The organism is Hymenobacter antarcticus, assembly GCF_039539545.1.
Taxonomy (GTDB): Bacteria; Bacteroidota; Bacteroidia; order Cytophagales; family Hymenobacteraceae; genus Hymenobacter; species Hymenobacter antarcticus.
Window position 1 is genome coordinate 214,017 of sequence record NZ_BAABDI010000003.1, and the last position, 15,051, is coordinate 229,067.

The following is a 15,051-nucleotide window of genomic DNA, read 5'->3' on the forward strand; positions in this document are numbered from 1 at the left end:
TTCACGGCCCGTTTACCTCTTGAATCAACCCAACACCCCCACGGGGCTGATGCACATTCCCTTCCGGCTAGGCTTCGCAGCCTTGCTGTTGGCCGCGGGTTTGCTGCTGTCGTTTGCTGAAGTGAAAAAGATGCCGGCCGACCCGATGCCGACCTCGCCGGCCGAAATGGCCTGGGTTGATAGTGTATTCAACTCGCTCACGCCTGACCAGCGCCTGGGCCAGCTGTTTATGGTGGCCGCTTACTCTAATAAGGACCGCAGCCACGTCGAACGCATCGAGCGCCAGGTACGCAACCAGAATATTGGCGGGGTGATGTTTATGCAGGGCGGCCCCAAGCGGCAGGCCATCATGACCAACCGCCTGCAGGCCGCCGCCAAGGTGCCCCTGCTCATTGCTATGGATGCCGAGTGGGGCCTCGATATGCGCCTCGATTCCTCGGCGCACTTCGCCAAGCAGATGACTTTGGGGGCGATGGACGACCCCAAATACGTGTACCAGATGGGCCGCAACATTGCCCGCAAAATGCGCGCGCTGGGCGTGCACGTCGACTTCGCCCCGGTGCTCGACGTGAACTCCAACCCTAGCAACCCGGTGATTGGTAACCGCTCGTTTGGCGAAGACCAGGTGCAGGTGGGCAAACTAGGCATCCAGTATATCAAGGGCTTGCAGGATAGCCGCGTGATGGCGGTGGCCAAGCACTTCCCCGGCCACGGCGATACCGACACCGACTCGCACGTGTCGCTGCCCGTCATCAACACCGACATGGCCCGGCTCACGAAAGTGGACCTGGTGCCCTTTCAGCAGTCGTTTGAGGCAGGGGTGATGGGCGTGATTGTGGCCCACCTCTACATGCCGCTGTTCGACACGACCAACGCCAAGACCACCACGCTGTCGCACGCGCTGGTGACGGACTTGCTCAAGGACAAGATGGGCTTTAAGGGCCTCGTGTTCACCGACGCGCTCAATATGAAGAGCGTGAGCCGGCTGTACAAGGACGGCGAGCTGGACGCGATGGCGCTGGCCGCCGGCAACGACGTGCTCCTGTTCTCGGAAGATGTGCCCTCGGCGCTGCTCCGCATCAAGGAAGCCGTGGCGGCGGACAAACTCAAACAGGAGGATTTGGACCTGCGCATTCGCAAGATTCTGCGGGCCAAGTACTGGGCCGGACTGGCCGACTACAAGCCGGTGAACATGGCGACCCTGCGCGACAGCCTGAACACGCCCGACACGAAAGTGCTGGCTCAGAATATTTTTGAGCACGCCGTGACGGTGGTTAAAAACGACGACCAGCTCCTGCCCTTCCAGCGGCTCGATACGCTGCGCATCGCGGCCATCACCATCGGCACGCAGGCCGAGGGCCCGTACGCGACCATCTTCAACAAGTACCAGCCCGGGCCGGTGTACGCCGTACCCAACCGCTACGCCGACGACAGCACGTTTGCCCGCATCAGCAGCCGCCTGCAGGGCTACAACGTGGTGGTGGTGAGCCTGCACAACATGAATAATACGCCCAGCCACAACTACGGCCTGGGTGATGGCGCCCTGAAATTCATCAAGCGGCTCGAAGCTAATCCCCGCCTCAAAACGGTGGTGGTGGCCATGGGCAATGCCTACTCGCTCAAGTTTCTGGAAAGCGCCCGTACCCTGGTTTGTGGTTATGAGGACCATTATGCCGCGCAGCTGGTGATGCCGCAGGTACTGTTTGGGGCGCTGCCGGCCCGGGGCAAGCTGCCGGTCACGGTTTCGCCCAACATGAAGGTGGGCAACGGCATCGCTACGCTCGACCTGCACCGCCTCCGCTACGCCACTCCCGAAAGCGAGGGCCTGAGCTCGCGCGTGCTGGCCCAGATTGACAACATCGCCCTGGAAAGCCAGACCTACGCCGCCGCTCCCGGCTGCCAGGTGTTGGTGGCGAAAAACGGTACCGTGGTATTCGACCAGAGCTACGGCTATTGCACCTACGACCAGACCCAACCCGTAACCAGCAACACGCTCTACGACCTGGCTTCGGTGACCAAAGTGGCCGGCACCCTGCAGGCCGTGATGTACCTCAAAGACCAGAGCCGGCTGAACCTGGAGGAAAAAGTGGCCACCTACCTGCCCGAGCTGGCCCGCACCAACAAGCGCGACATGACCATCCGCGAGGTGCTGCTGCACCAGGCCGGCCTCAAGCCGGGCATTCCTACCTGGGAGCGTACCATCAACAGCAGTGGCCTGAAGCCGACTTTCTACGCCAGCACCCGCTCCGATGATTTCCCTAATGAAGTAGTGCCCGGCGAGTACAGCACCAAGGCCGCCGACGACTCGGTGTGGGCCTGGACCATGCGCTCCAGCCTGCTGCCTAAAATCAAGGGCAAGTACCCGACCGAATACTCCGACCTGAGTTTTATGGTGATGAAGCGGGTATGTGAAAAAATCCTGAAGCAGCCGATTGAAACGTTTCTGCAGGACAATTTTTACCGCCCGCTGGGCTTGGGCAGCATGACGTATAACCCGTTGCAGCGCTTTCCCAAAAGCTGCATCGCGCCCACCGAAAACGACACGTACTATCGCCGGGAGCAGCTGCAGGGCAGTGTGCACGACCAAACCGCCGCCCTCGTCGGCGGCGTGGGTGGCCACGCCGGCCTCTTTGCCACGGCCAACGACCTGGCCGTGCTCATGCAGATGAACCTGCAAAACGGCCGTTACGGCGGTACCCGCTACTTCCAGTCGGCCGTCGTGTCAGAATTTGCCCGCCCGCAGGGCGGCGGCAGTCGTCGCGGCCTAGGCTGGGACCACGGCGACCCCAGCAAACCCACTGGCCCCACCAGCAACCTGGCCCCGGCCAGCACCTTTGGCCACACCGGCTTCACGGGCACTTGCGTATGGATGGACCCGGATAACGGCATTCTCTACATCTTTCTGTCCAACCGCGTGTACCCTGATGCCGGCAATAACAAGCTGCGCCAGTACAACATCCGCACCCGCATTCAGGAGGTGATTTATAAGTCGCTGGCGGCGGGGAAAGCGAAAGAATAGCGGCCGGCGCAACCTTGAGAAGGGGCAGGCGGTCAGGGCGATATTATTCACCTAACCCGTCCTTTCCGATGCCACGCTTTACCCTGTTATTCCTGACTATGCTGCTGAGTGCAGCCACGGCTTTCGCCCAACCCACCTTTCGGCTCGGCCTGCGTGGGGGCCTCAACCGGGCCTCGTCCACGGTAGAGCCATCCCGCATTTCAAGCTCCCAGTACTATTATTCGGCCAGCAAGTCGGCCCTCTTCGCTTGGCAGGCGGGGGCTGTACTGGAGGTAGCGTTTCGCCGGTTTTCGTTGCAGCCGGCCTTGGTCTTTTCGCAGAAGGGCGAGCAGTTTGACGCCGCTACATCCATGAGCGGCGTGGCGGGCGTAAGCAGCACGGAGCTTTCCACCGTCAACCGCTCTAACTGGCTGGAATTGCCGGTGAATATGGTGTACACGCTGCATGGCTTTCAGCTTTTTGCCGGGCCTTACGTAGCTCTGGCTGTAGGCGGGCGGCAGCGGGGCACCCTGATGGAAGCCTCGCCTTTCGAACGGTTTGGCCCCTTCGACTACGACAAAAAATTATATTACGGCAAGGGGACGACAAACCGTCGACTTGATGCCGGCGTCAATTTTGGCCTGGGCTACCGCAAGGGGCCACTGCAAGTGCAGCTGGGCTACGGCCTGGGTCTGCGCAACCTGCACCAGGCGTTTTCCCCTTATATCGTTTCCGAAAATCCCCACTACAATCAGTTTGACGACGACGCGGCCTACAACCGCTTAGTGCAGTTCACGGGTGTCTATTTTTTCAAGCTGTAGCCCAAGCCTTATTTCACTGCGGGTTACGAATATATCAGGAGGTTCTACCGGGTTACATTGGAAGCGCGCACGAAATTGAAACAACATTGCGGGGCGGCCAACGTCTTTGCACAAACGCCCGGCTTGCCAACATCCCAACCCGATTCCGGTTAGGCAGAACGCGCGGCTCATTTTCGCGTTAGCTTCTTTATGAATATTGGTATCGTTTGTTACCCCACGTTTGGCGGCTCCGGCGTGGTGGCCACGGAGCTGGGCAAAGCCCTGGCCCAGCGCGGCCACCGCGTGCACTTTATCACCTACAGCCAGCCGGTGCGGCTTGATTTCTTCAACGAGAATCTCTTTTACCACGAGGTGTATGTGCCGGCGTACCCGCTGTTTCAGTTTCCGCCCTACGAGCTGGCGCTGACCAGCAAGATGGTCGACATCGTACAGAATGAGAAGCTCGACGTGCTGCACGTGCACTACGCCATTCCGCACGCCTCGGCGGCCTACATGGCCAAGCAGATTCTGCGCGCCCGCGGCATCCAGATTCCGGTGGTGACGACCCTGCACGGCACCGATATTACCCTGGTGGGCAAGGATGCCAGCTTTGAGCCGGTGGTCACGTTCAGCATCAACCAAAGCGACGGCGTGACGTCCGTTTCGGCCGATTTGCGGCGTGAGACCTACGAGTACTTTGCCATTGAGAAGGACATCACCGTCATTCCCAACTTCATCGACCTGCACCGCTTCAAGAAACAGGAAAAGAGTCATTTCCGGGCCGCAATTGCGCCCGAGGGAGAGAAGCTGCTCATTCACACCAGCAACTTCCGCACCGTGAAGCGGGTGGAAGACGTGCTCCAGATTTTCGTGGGAGTTCGTGAAAAGATTCCCGCCAAGCTGCTGCTCGTGGGCGATGGCCCCGACCGCAACCGCATGGAAAAACTGGCCCGCGACCTCGACGTGCACCGCGACCTGCGCTTCCTGGGCAAACTCGAAGCCGTGGAGGAAGTGCTCAGCGTGGGCGACCTGTTCCTGATGCCTTCGGAAAATGAGAGCTTCGGCCTCGCCGCCCTCGAAGCCATGGCCTGCGAAGTGCCCGTGGTGAGTACCAACGCCGGCGGCATTCCCGAGCTGAACGTGCACGGCGTGACCGGTATGCTCAGCGAAATCGGCGACGTGGCCGACATGGTAAAAAATGCCCTCTACGTGCTCGATGACGAGAACCTGCCCCGCTTCAAAGCCGCTGCCCGGGCCCGGGCCGAGGAGTTTGCGGTGGAGAATATCGTACCCCGCTATGAGGAATGCTACCAGCGCGCTATTGAAGCAGTGACCGTAGCAGTGTAGAACGACACTCCCCTCCTTTTTTCAAGGAGGGGATGCGACCGCGAAGCGGGCGCTGGGGTGGTGAAGTCGTTGCACGATGGGCGAACGATTGAAGGCGTGAAGTCGCTAGTCGTTCGCGCATCGTGCAACGACTTCACCACCCCAATTTTGCTTTCAGCAAAATGTCCCCTCCTTAAAAAAAGGAGGGGGGTGTCGTTCTAAAACAGCCCGGCTGCCTCGTTTTTCACCACCGCCAGCGCCTGCGCGGTCGGCTCGGCCCCGTCCAGCATCAGGCCTTCCAGAATGCGCTTGGCCAGCTCGGTGCCACGCGCCTGCCCGGGGTTGGGCAGGCCGTGGAAAGCACGGTTCACCATGGTCAACACGTTTTCCTTGGCTTCTTTTACCAGCGTCCAGGCATCGCCCGAAATGTAGAGCTGCTGCGAAAGGTTGTGCTCATACTCGGCGCGGATTTCCTGTTGCAGCAGGCGGTGAAAATCGGGGGCGGTAGAGCCGGCGCTGCTCAGGCGAACGAGGATATTATTGGGCGAAATACGCTCCAGAAAAAGCACGATGCGCTCGTAGGCCTGCAGGCGCAGGGGCAGCGTGGCCTTGCTGCTTTCCAGGCGCATCTCAATCAGGCGGCGCTGCTGCTCCCGCTCCAGAAACTGCCGGAACAACAGGTAAATGGCTCCGGCCACGATGAGAGCGGGCAGAGTAATCTTGAGCAGGTCGAAGAAATAGGTAGTTGAATCCATGCAGGAGGCAGGGGTTGGCCGGCCAGTTAGTAAGTACTTGTAACGGTATCATCGGTGAGTAGGTGCTGACCGCAATTCGGGCAAATTTACGCCGTGAACCGCCGGCCCCCAACTGCTGTTTGCTCCCTGACAGCGGCGGCGCGGGCTACTCCGGTGGCGGCTGTATCTTTGCAATCCTCTCGCTTTAAATCGACTTACATTATGGCTTCTGTTGCCACCCTCGCTCCCATTACCCTCACCGACCGCGCCGTTGTGGAGGTAAAAAACATCATTCAGGAAAAGAACGTCCCGGCCGATTACGGCCTGCGCATTGGTGTGCAGGGCGGAGGCTGCTCGGGCATGAGCTACCTGCTCGGCTTCGACAAAGCCAAGGACGCCGACGAAATCTACGACCTCGGCGGCCTGAAGCTCATCATGGATAAAAAGCACGCCATGTACGTGCTGGGCATGGAAGTCGACTTCCAGGACGGCCTCAACGCCCGCGGCTTTGTGTTCAACAACCCCCAGGCCAAAAGCACCTGCGGCTGCGGCACGTCGTTCTCGGCGTAATTACTGGCGGGGTTTCGCGCTTGCTTTTTCCGTTCCCTACTTTTTCAGCATGGATTCTCTGCTCGTTACCCCGACTTCGGAAGCTGATTTGCAGCTCCTGACTGCCCTCTTCAAAAAAATGAAGATTAAGGCGCGGGTGTTGCCCAAGTCTGCTCCTGCCACCCGGCCGAAATCCATTTCCCAACCGGTAGCAACTACGGATTTCGTACCTCAGACCCAGGCAGAGCAAAATATGCTGGAAGCGGTTTTGGAACTTCGTGAGGTACTGGCAGGTCGCAAGCAAGCCATGTCGCTGAAGCAATTTCTCGATGAGCTTGAATAAGTTCGTCGTTGATACCGCAGGGTCGTTTCGACGTGAAGCCAAACCACTTCTGAAGAGGTATGCATCACTCAAAGAAGAGTTGTATAAATTGAATGAGGTGTTAGCCTCGAATCCAAAAACAGGAGTTTCAGTTGGCAAAAATTGCTTTAAAATCCGTCTCAAAATTGTCAGCAAAGGCAAGGGCAGCAGCGGTGGCGCACGTGTGATTACCTGCGTGGTGGCCGTAACCGAAACAGTATTCCTGCTGTCGATTTATGATAAGTCGGAGCAGGAGAACATCTCTGATAAACGCCTCACTGAACTACTTCAGCAGCTGCCTCCGCAGGGGCAGCCGTAGCACCAACATAGCAGGTGAGCCTTACCACTGCATTCAAGCCCTGACCCATTGGTCAGGGCTTTTTCGTTTACTTTCGCGACAGCTATTCCACCAATTTTCGGCCCGATGCGTCTGATTCTTTCGCTACTCTTCAACCTGTGCCTGTTGGCGCTGACCACCCAGGCCCAAAAATTCACCGCCGCCGAACTGGCCCGCTGGCAGCAGCAGGCCCGTCAAGTATCCATCACCCGCGACACGTATGGCGTGCCGCACATTTACGGCAAGACCGATGCCGACGCGGTGTTTGGCCTGCTCTACTCGCAGTGCGAGGACGATTTCAACCGCGTCGAGACCAACTACCTCGACGCCATCGGCCGCCTGGCTGAGGTGGAAGGCGAAAAGGAGTTGTACCACGACCTGCGCGCCCGCTTGTTCATGGACACCCTGCAGGCCATCAGCATCTACAAAAAAAGCCCGGCCGAGCTCAAAAAGCTGCTCGAAGCCTTCGCCGACGGCACCAACTACTACCTGGCCACCCACCCCACGGTGCAGCCCCGGCTGCTGCGCCGCTTCCAGCCCTGGATGCCGCTCATGTTCAGCGAGGGCAGCATTGGCGGCAACATCAGCGTGGTGTCGGTGGGCCGGCTGAAGTCGTTTTACGGGCAGAAAAAGTCCAGCTCCTGGCTGGATGCCGATGCTGAGCGCAAGGACCGGAGCGAGATTGGGTCGAACGGCTTTGCCATCGCGCCGGGCAAAAGCGCCAACGGCCACGCCCTGCTGCTCATCAACCCGCACACGTCGTTCTACTTCCGCGCCGAGGTGCAGATGGTGAGCGAGCAAGGCCTGAACGCCTACGGCGCCGTGACCTGGGGCCAGTTTTTCATCTACCAGGGCTTCAACCAGCACTGTGGCTGGATGCACACCTCCAGCAGCGCCGACTCGATGGACGAATACCTCGAAACCATCGAGAAAAAAGGCGGCGCATTCTACTATAAATACGACGGCAAGCTGCGCCCCGTGGTGGTGCAAAAAATGTCGCTGCCCTACAAAGACGGCGACAGGCTACTGCGCAAGGAGTTCACCACCTACCGCACCCACCACGGCCCCATTGTGGGCCAAAAGTCCGAGACGCAATGGGTGGCCGTGCGCATGATGAACGAGCCGCTCGCCGCGCTACGGCAGTCCTACCTGCGCACCAAGGCCCGCGACTACCCCAGCTTTCAGGAGGTGATGAAGCTGAACGGCAACGCCACCAACAACACCGTATTTGCCGATACCAAGGGCAATACGGCCTACTGGCACGGCAACTACATGCCCAAGCGCAGCCCCAAATTCGACTGGAATCAGCCCGTGGATGGCAGCACCTCAGCCACCGAGTGGCAGGGCTTTCACGGCGTGAACGAGCTGGTGCAGGTGCACAATCCGGCCAGCGGCTTTATTCAGAACTGCAATTCCACGCCGTTCACGGTATCGGGTACCAGCAGCCCTGCCGCCGCCAATTACCCCGCCTACATGGCCCCCGACGCCGAAAACTACCGTGGTCTCAACGCCGCCCGCGTACTCAGCGGCAAAACCAGCTTCACGCTTGACACCCTGATTGCGGCCGCCAACGACCCGCACCTCGCCGCCTTCGATGACCTGCTGCCCCCGCTGCTGGCCGCCTACCAGCCCACCTCGGCCGAAAAAGCCGCCGCCCCCGCCGTGGCCGAAGCCATGGAGCTGCTGCGCGCCTGGAACCGCGGCTACAGCCAGACCTCGGTGGCCCAAACGGTGGCCATCTATTGGGCCGAGCGGCTACAGGCCAAAGCCCGGGCCCGTGTGCCCGCGGCCCAGCCCCAGCAGGACTACATCAGCTTCACACGGTTTGCCCTGGCCAACACCACCCCCACGGAGAAGGTGGCTACCCTGGCCGAAACCCTCGACGACCTCACCCGCGACTTCGGCACCTGGAAAATACCCTGGGGCGAAGTCAACCGCTTCCAGCGCCTCACCGGCCGCGTGGTGGAAACCTACGATGACCAGCGGCTCAGCCTCCCGGTGGCCTTCACCTCGGCCAACTGGGGTTCGCTGGCTTCGTTCAAGGCGCAGACCTACCCGGGCACCAAAAAGCGCTACGGCGATATCGGCAACAGCTTTGTAGCCGTGGTCGATTTCGGCCCGCGCATCGTGGCCCGCTCCGTGATGACCGGCGGGCAGAGCAGCCGGCCCGGCACCCCGCACTTCACCGACCAGGCTGCCCTATATTGCAACGGCCGGTTCAAGGAAGTGCGCTTCTACCCGGAGGACGTGAAGGCGCACGCCGAAAAAACGTACCGTCCGGGCCAGTAATCAGCAGTTGGTTTCCCAGCTATTATTGAGGCTGTTTAAAAAGTCGGTCATGCTTCATCTTGCGTCCGCGCAGCCGAAGCATGACGTTCCAGAGGTTTGCAATTTTCTAAACAGCTTTGTTTCCCATCAACCCAATCAGCCCGCCATGGACATCAAGTATTTATCCGACGACAAAGGCAAAATCACCGGCGTTTTCATTCCGATTGAGGACTGGGAGCGCCTGCAGAAGGAATATAAGATAGCCGAAAAAGCCCCGGCTGATTCCGGCGAAAAGCTTCAACAGTCGCTGACTGAGGCCCTCAAGAAGGTGAAGCCAGCGGAGTAGCATCAACGTTTGAGGCAATTTTCAAGCATAAAAAAAGCCCGGTGGTACCGGGCTTTTTTTATGCTTGAAAATAGAATTGGTCTAGCGGCCAAAATCATCCTGAACGCGCACGATGTCGTCCTCATCCGAGGGATTACCCGCGTCGGTGTGCTGCCAGATTTCGGCCAGCACGCCCCAGCCCTCCAAGCCCACCAGGCGGTGCCGCTCGCCCTGCCTGAGCACGATGCGCTCGCCCACTGCATAGCTTTTCACTTCGCCCTGCTCGTCGGTGTCGCTGGTAGCCACGCCCACCGGGCCCTGCACCACCTGCCAGATTTCGGCGCGGCGGTGATGATACTGCCAGCTCAGGCGCTGCCCGGGAGCCACCAGCAATACCTTGGGACTGAGCTTGCCCGAAATTTTCAGTCCCTCCACCGAAAGACCATCGAAGTACGTATTGGCAAACTCCTGGGCCTGGTCTTCCTGAATGACGAAAAAACCGCCCCAGGGGCGCGTCTGGTCCTCTTTGGCAATAGTAAATCCCTGCTCTTGCAGCTTTGCGGCTACTTGCTGAAATAGGGCTTGTTTTTTGGTGTCGGTGGTAAGCATACGCTGGAAATACTGTCTGAATAGCAAAAATCTATTCACAAAGTAAGAGCACAGTACCGGTTTAAGCGAATTAGAGTGGCCTATTATTGGTGTACATCTTCTGTGGGTGCGGTAGAGCCGCAACATTTTGTGGCTCGTCGTTGGGCGATGATGAGCGAATGGCGCGGCTTCGACCGTTGAACGACGAGCCGCAAAATAGTGCGTCTCCATATCGCGCACATCAACCTGGAAACCGCTCTAAGCAGTCGTTCAAAAGCAAACGGGTTATTAGTTGCTCGTTGTTAGTTGTCAGTCAGCCGATTGCCATCCTACTGATAAATAACAACTTAGAGGCTATCCGAATAGGCCGTTATGCCGAGCGCAGCCGAGGCATAACGGCCGCTTTGTTGAGGTGGCGGCTGCTTACTGCTGCACGCGAGATGCCTCGGCTGCGCTCGGCATGACCGTTCTTTTCTTCCCTATTCGGATAGCCTCTTAGTACGTCTTGGCCGCATCCATCGGCACTACTACCACGAAATCGGCTACGTTCACCTGCTCCTTCTCCAGCGTCTGCAGCTGCTCCTGCGTCACCACGCTGATGGTGCGTACGCGCAGCTTGGGCGCGTACTGGCGCAGGTAGGCCCCGATGCCTTCGTGGTTATCGGAGTGGTAGCTGCCGTTGAAGTGGAGCAGGGTTTGGCCGGCCTGGCGGCTGGTTTGGATGAAATGGGCCATGGTGGCATCCCTCAGCGCCTGGGCCTGGATGATGTTCTGGGCCCCGCCGCCGTGGGCTTTGCCATCGCCGCCGAACATGGCGGCCATGTTTTTGTAGCCGGGCAGGTCGTAATCCACTTTCAGGGGTAGCGGGGCCAGTAAGGCGCGGTCCGCGGCCGGGATTTTGTCGAGAGCGGTGAGGCTGCGCTGGGCCACGACTTTGGCGAAAGGGCGCGGGGCGTTGGTGCCCACGACGGGCACCCGGTTTTCGCGGGCAAGCTGCAACAGCGGACGGTAGTCGGTGTCGTAATTGGGCCACGGCCGTGCTTGACGCAGAAAAGCAGTATCGGCCAGGGTGCCGGCGGTGTATTGAGCCACCAGGGGCTGCACGTCGCGCTCAAACATCTCCATGCCCAGCACCAGCTGGCCGGGCTTCTTCAGCTTCAGCAGGTCCTTGGCTACCTGCAGCTCCAGCCAGTGGGCGATGGCATCGTTGTGCTGCTCGCCGAAGAGGACGACATCGGCCTGCGCCAGCTCCTGCATCATCTGGTCGTAATCGGCCGGCTGGCCGGCGGCGCTAAAGAGGCGGTAGGCCGGCCGGTCGGCGGTGAAGGCGAGGCTGGTGAAGGCCAGGCAGAGCAGGGAAAATATGCGGAAGATTGTCATATTAAAAAGCACGTCATGCTGAGCGAAGTCGAAGCATCTCTACCGCAGCAGTAACTGATTACTTACGCGGGAAAGATGCCTCGACAAGCTCAGCATGACGTTCAAAGTTTTTCCGGATGCAACTTTTAGCCCTTATAAAACATCCACTTCGACAGCTCCTTGTACGTCACTTTCTTGCCGTACATCAGGATGCCAACCCGGTAGATGCGGGCCGCTACCCACGTCACGCCCACGAAGCCGGCAATCAGCAAGCTGCCCGAGAGCAGCAGCTGCCAGGTGGGCACGCCGAAGGGCAGACGCATCACCATGGCAATGGGCGAGGTGAAGGGAATCATCGACAGCCAGAGGGCCAGCGGGCCGTTGGGGTCGCCGTTGATGATGACGTTGATGCTGACCACGTAGCTCAAAATGAGCGGTACCGTGACCGGGAACATGAACTGCTGGGCGTCGGTCTGGTCGTCCACGGCCGAGCCGATGGCCGCGAACATGGCCGAATACAACAGGTAGCCACCCAGGAAATAGAACAGGAACCCGCCGATGATGCTGCCGATGGGCAAGCCTTCGAGCACATTCAAGAGGCTGAACTGGCCAGGTTTGGGCGCTACTACCTCGCCCCCATTGGCGGCCGCCACGGTGGCCGCAGCCGTAGCGGGGGCCTGGCTTGGGGCCGTGGCGGCGGGGCCTGCGGTGCTGGCGGGCACTGAGGTGGTCGCTATAGTAGTGGCCGGCTTCTCAGACTTCATCAGCAGCGGCACGGCCACCGTGGTGATGGCCCACGACAGCGCTATCCACAACCCAAACTGCGTGAGCACCACGCCCGCGATGCCCAGAATCTTGCCCATCATGAGCTCAAACGGCTTCACCGACGAAATCATGACTTCCATGATGCGGTTCGACTTTTCCTCGCTCACGCCACGCATCACCTGCACGCCGTAGACGAAAATGAACATGTACACCAGGATGGACAGCACGTAAGCCATGCTGGTGGTCACGGCCACGTCGTTGCGCTTGCCGCCAATTTCGTCGAGATTGATAGCCGTGAGTTCAATCCGGGCTTGCAGGTTGTCGATGGTTTCCTGCTTGAGACCGGAGCGGGCCATCTTCAGCTCGCCCACGGCTTTGTTCACGGCCTTGCGGATGTTGCTCTGGCGGTTGAGCGACACGTTGCCCTTGCCCAGCACCTGAATGCCCTTGGTGCTATCGAGCCCGAAGCCGGCCGGGAAATTGAGCAGCGCCGCCTGCTTGGGCTTGGCCTGCTCGAAGGCTGCCTGAGCGGCGGCCAGCGAGCCGGGCGCGGCGGGCACAAACACGACCTCATCCGTATTCTGCAGGTGGCTGCGCAGGTCGAGGCCGCTTTCATCGTGAACGGCTACCGTATCGGCCCCCGACGAGGAGCTGAGCTTGGCAATGGCAATGCCCGCCCCCGCCAGCAGCAGCGGAGCCAACAGCGAAATGACCAGAAAACTCTTTTTCCGGACGCGCGTGAGGTATTCACGCTGAATGATGAGCCAGATTTTATCCATGATGTTGGGGTTGCAAAAGAAAGGTGTGTTGGGGAAAAAGGGAGGAAACAGACGGTCATGCTGAGCTTGCCGAAGCATCTCTACCGCGTAAGTAATCCATGCTGAGCGAACGAAGCGGTAGAGATGCTTCGGCAAGCGGACGCCAGATGGGCATGACCGTTCCTTGGGGCATGATTGTGCCTTGATGCACAACCGTGCATTTACCGGCTCAGCTATACTTCCTGCGCCGCCAGCAGCGCCTCCGGCATCGTCTCCCCTACCCGCCGGATGAAAATTTCGTTGATGCTCGGAATTCGCTCCCGGAAAGCCTGGATTTCCAGCTGCGTCATGGCGAAGCGCAGCAGGTCGTTGGGCGTGGCGCCGGGGTGAATCTGGATGCGGGCGAAGACGTGGCCGTTCTCGCGCTCCTTCTGTTCCAGCACCTCAAAATCGGGATGCGTGAGCATGAAGCGGCCCCGGCCTTCCAGCTCGTAGGTGTTGGTTTTGAACTGGTTCTTGATGTCGCCCACCGAGCCGTCCAGCACCTTGTGCGCCTTGTTTATCAGGGCAATGCTGTCGCACAATTCCTCCACCGATTCCATGCGGTGCGTCGAGAAAATGATGGTCGAACCCTGGTCGCGCAGGGCCAGAATTTCGTCCTTGATGAGGTTGGCGTTAATCGGGTCGAAGCCCGAAAACGGCTCATCAAGGATAATCAGCTTGGGCTCGTGCAGCACCGTGGCAATGAACTGCACCTTTTGCTGCATGCCCTTGCTGAGGTCTTCCACGTTTTTCTCGGCCCAGTGCTTCAGCTCCAGCCGGTCGAGCCAGCGGCGGATGCGCCCCATGGCATCGGCGCGGCTCAGGCCCCGCAGGCGGGCCAGGTAGAGCAGCTGCTCGCCCACTTTCATCTTTTTGTAGAGGCCGCGCTCTTCGGGCAGATAGCCGATTTGGCCAATGTGGCTGGAGTTCAGCCGCTCGCCCCGGAAGCGGATTTCACCCGAGTCAGCGCCCGTAATCTGGGTGATGATGCGAATGAGCGAGGTTTTGCCCGCGCCGTTGGGCCCAAGCAGGCCGAAGATGCTGCCCTCCGCAATGGAGAGGCTCACATCGTCGAGGGCAACGTGGTTGGCGTAGGCCTTGCGCACGTTGATGGCTTCGAGAATAGGTTTCACAGAAAAAGAGGATTAGGTGTAGCGCGCACTTCAGCTTGCGCCGGTTAAGGGTTAAAAGTAAATGAAAACCAGGTATCAGCCGGCCGGCTCGTCGCCCAGCTCGCGCAGGCTGGCTTCGAGGCGGTCGAGGTGCTGGCCGTAGACCCGCTGAAGGTACCAGCGGATGTACTTTGTCACTGGCCAGTACAACGCCAGACTTACTACCAGCTCCAGGCCCAAGGCCAGCAGCAGCCGCGACGGCGGAATGGCCACCACGCCATTTTTGGGCTCTAATAGTCCGGCAGTCATCCCCACGAGCCCCGCCACTGGAATCAGCACCATCGTAAACCGATAGTAGAAGCGCATGAGGACCCGCAGCCCACTGGTAACGCGCACAAGATGAGTACGCAAATCGCCCTCTGGCCTGGTGATGCCGCGCAACAGACCCATCTTCCGGTAGAAATAATAGATGCACAGCAGCGCTACCAAAGCCAGCAGGTACCCCATCGTCCGCAGCCAGGCGAACGGGGCAAAGACAATCAATCCCAGCGATACCACCAGGAAACCAGTGTTGATTAACAGGTCTCTACGGGCATTCTGTCGCAACTGCTCCAAACTATCCATAGACCGCTGGGCCAGTAGTCGGGCAACTTCGGCGGCATCGAAAGCAGCCGGTTCGCCGGCCGGCTCAGGCCGCTGCCATTGGCGGCGCAGGTCATCAAGTTCCAT

General features: G+C 59.5%; 14 protein-coding genes. 8 read left to right on the forward strand and 6 right to left on the reverse strand.

Translation table 11 applies throughout. The annotated features are described in order from the left end of the window. Positions 1 to 19: 19 nt before the first annotated feature. From ABD819_RS04285 to bshA, 3 genes are all read left to right on the forward strand, one after another. Positions 20 to 3,019, forward strand: a complete 3,000-nt coding sequence (locus tag ABD819_RS04285; protein WP_345121344.1) for a serine hydrolase domain-containing protein — start codon at positions 20 to 22, stop codon at positions 3,017 to 3,019. Positions 3,020 to 3,087: 68 nt separating this feature from the next. Next, on the forward strand, positions 3,088 to 3,819 hold the full coding sequence (locus tag ABD819_RS04290; RefSeq protein ID WP_345121346.1) for an outer membrane beta-barrel protein: 732 nt from the start codon (positions 3,088 to 3,090) through the stop codon (positions 3,817 to 3,819). A gap of 189 nt (positions 3,820 to 4,008) precedes the next feature. Further along, entirely contained in the window at positions 4,009 to 5,145 is a 1,137-nt protein-coding gene (gene bshA, locus ABD819_RS04295) for an N-acetyl-alpha-D-glucosaminyl L-malate synthase BshA (protein WP_345121348.1), read from the forward strand. Positions 5,146 to 5,342: 197 nt separating this feature from the next. Here bshA and ABD819_RS04300 read toward each other — a convergent pair whose 3' ends face one another. Continuing rightward, positions 5,343 to 5,879, reverse strand: coding sequence for a DUF7935 family protein (locus tag ABD819_RS04300; RefSeq protein WP_345121350.1), 537 nt, complete (start codon positions 5,877 to 5,879; stop codon positions 5,343 to 5,345). A 201-nt stretch (positions 5,880 to 6,080) separates the two neighbouring features. On the opposite strand from ABD819_RS04300, the gene ABD819_RS04305 reads away from it, so the two are divergent. The 5 genes from ABD819_RS04305 (at position 6,081) to ABD819_RS04325 (ending at position 9,719) form a co-directional block, all read left to right on the forward strand. Further along, complete coding sequence (locus ABD819_RS04305) at positions 6,081 to 6,428, forward strand: HesB/IscA family protein (protein WP_345121353.1); 348 nt, start codon at positions 6,081 to 6,083, stop codon at positions 6,426 to 6,428. Between the two features lie 49 nt (positions 6,429 to 6,477). Next, a complete protein-coding gene (locus ABD819_RS04310; protein WP_345121355.1) occupies positions 6,478 to 6,750 on the forward strand; it encodes a hypothetical protein in 273 nt (90 codons plus the stop codon). Further along, the gene (locus tag ABD819_RS04315) at positions 6,737 to 7,087 is read left to right on the forward strand and encodes a hypothetical protein (RefSeq protein WP_425553916.1); all 351 of its coding nucleotides are present in this window, start codon (positions 6,737 to 6,739) and stop codon (positions 7,085 to 7,087) included. The genes ABD819_RS04310 and ABD819_RS04315 overlap by 14 nt, the downstream gene beginning before the upstream one ends. Positions 7,088 to 7,192: 105 nt before the next feature. Continuing rightward, positions 7,193 to 9,394: a penicillin acylase family protein gene (locus ABD819_RS04320; protein WP_345121359.1), complete on the forward strand. Its 2,202-nt coding sequence runs from the start codon at positions 7,193 to 7,195 to the stop codon at positions 9,392 to 9,394. A gap of 145 nt (positions 9,395 to 9,539) precedes the next feature. Continuing rightward, positions 9,540 to 9,719 carry a hypothetical protein gene (locus ABD819_RS04325; protein ID WP_345121361.1) on the forward strand — a complete coding sequence of 60 codons (180 nt, stop codon included), beginning with the start codon at positions 9,540 to 9,542 and terminating at the stop codon, positions 9,717 to 9,719. 81 nt (positions 9,720 to 9,800) lie between these two features. Here ABD819_RS04325 and ABD819_RS04330 read toward each other — a convergent pair whose 3' ends face one another. The 5 genes from ABD819_RS04330 to ABD819_RS04350 all read right to left on the reverse strand — a co-directional run bounded on the left by ABD819_RS04330 (position 9,801) and on the right by ABD819_RS04350 (position 15,051). Next, on the reverse strand, positions 9,801 to 10,307 hold the full coding sequence (locus ABD819_RS04330; RefSeq protein ID WP_345121363.1) for a cupin domain-containing protein: 507 nt from the start codon (positions 10,305 to 10,307) through the stop codon (positions 9,801 to 9,803). A gap of 474 nt (positions 10,308 to 10,781) precedes the next feature. Continuing rightward, on the reverse strand, positions 10,782 to 11,666 hold the full coding sequence (locus ABD819_RS04335) for a ChaN family lipoprotein (protein WP_345121365.1): 885 nt from the start codon (positions 11,664 to 11,666) through the stop codon (positions 10,782 to 10,784). Positions 11,667 to 11,791: 125 nt separating this feature from the next. Then, positions 11,792 to 13,189 carry an ABC transporter permease gene (locus ABD819_RS04340; RefSeq protein WP_345121367.1) on the reverse strand — a complete coding sequence of 466 codons (1,398 nt, stop codon included), beginning with the start codon at positions 13,187 to 13,189 and terminating at the stop codon, positions 11,792 to 11,794. 212 nt (positions 13,190 to 13,401) lie between these two features. Then, a complete protein-coding gene (locus ABD819_RS04345) occupies positions 13,402 to 14,343 on the reverse strand; it encodes an ABC transporter ATP-binding protein (RefSeq protein WP_345121369.1) in 942 nt (313 codons plus the stop codon). A 75-nt stretch (positions 14,344 to 14,418) separates the two neighbouring features. Continuing rightward, positions 14,419 to 15,051 (reverse strand): hypothetical protein, encoded by a 633-nt coding sequence (locus tag ABD819_RS04350; protein WP_345121371.1) that lies wholly within the window; start codon positions 15,049 to 15,051, stop codon positions 14,419 to 14,421.

What these genes read in the sequence shown, in the direction of transcription:
- ABD819_RS04290 (WP_345121346.1), top strand. Translation starts at nt 3,088, where the DNA reads ATGCCACGCTTTACCCTGTTATTCCTGACTATGCTGCTGAGTGCAGCC.
- ABD819_RS04350 (WP_345121371.1), bottom strand. Translation starts at nt 15,051, where the DNA reads ATGGAACTTGATGACCTGCGCCGCCAATGGCAGCGGCCTGAGCCGGCC.
- ABD819_RS04300 (WP_345121350.1), bottom strand. Translation starts at nt 5,879, where the DNA reads ATGGATTCAACTACCTATTTCTTCGACCTGCTCAAGATTACTCTGCCC.
- bshA (WP_345121348.1), top strand. Translation starts at nt 4,009, where the DNA reads ATGAATATTGGTATCGTTTGTTACCCCACGTTTGGCGGCTCCGGCGTG.
- ABD819_RS04310 (WP_345121355.1), top strand. Translation starts at nt 6,478, where the DNA reads ATGGATTCTCTGCTCGTTACCCCGACTTCGGAAGCTGATTTGCAGCTC.
- ABD819_RS04305 (WP_345121353.1), top strand. Translation starts at nt 6,081, where the DNA reads ATGGCTTCTGTTGCCACCCTCGCTCCCATTACCCTCACCGACCGCGCC.
- ABD819_RS04320 (WP_345121359.1), top strand. Translation starts at nt 7,193, where the DNA reads ATGCGTCTGATTCTTTCGCTACTCTTCAACCTGTGCCTGTTGGCGCTG.
- ABD819_RS04325 (WP_345121361.1), top strand. Translation starts at nt 9,540, where the DNA reads ATGGACATCAAGTATTTATCCGACGACAAAGGCAAAATCACCGGCGTT.
- ABD819_RS04340 (WP_345121367.1), bottom strand. Translation starts at nt 13,189, where the DNA reads ATGGATAAAATCTGGCTCATCATTCAGCGTGAATACCTCACGCGCGTC.
- ABD819_RS04335 (WP_345121365.1), bottom strand. Translation starts at nt 11,666, where the DNA reads ATGACAATCTTCCGCATATTTTCCCTGCTCTGCCTGGCCTTCACCAGC.
- ABD819_RS04330 (WP_345121363.1), bottom strand. Translation starts at nt 10,307, where the DNA reads ATGCTTACCACCGACACCAAAAAACAAGCCCTATTTCAGCAAGTAGCC.
- ABD819_RS04315 (WP_425553916.1), top strand. Translation starts at nt 6,737, where the DNA reads ATGAGCTTGAATAAGTTCGTCGTTGATACCGCAGGGTCGTTTCGACGT.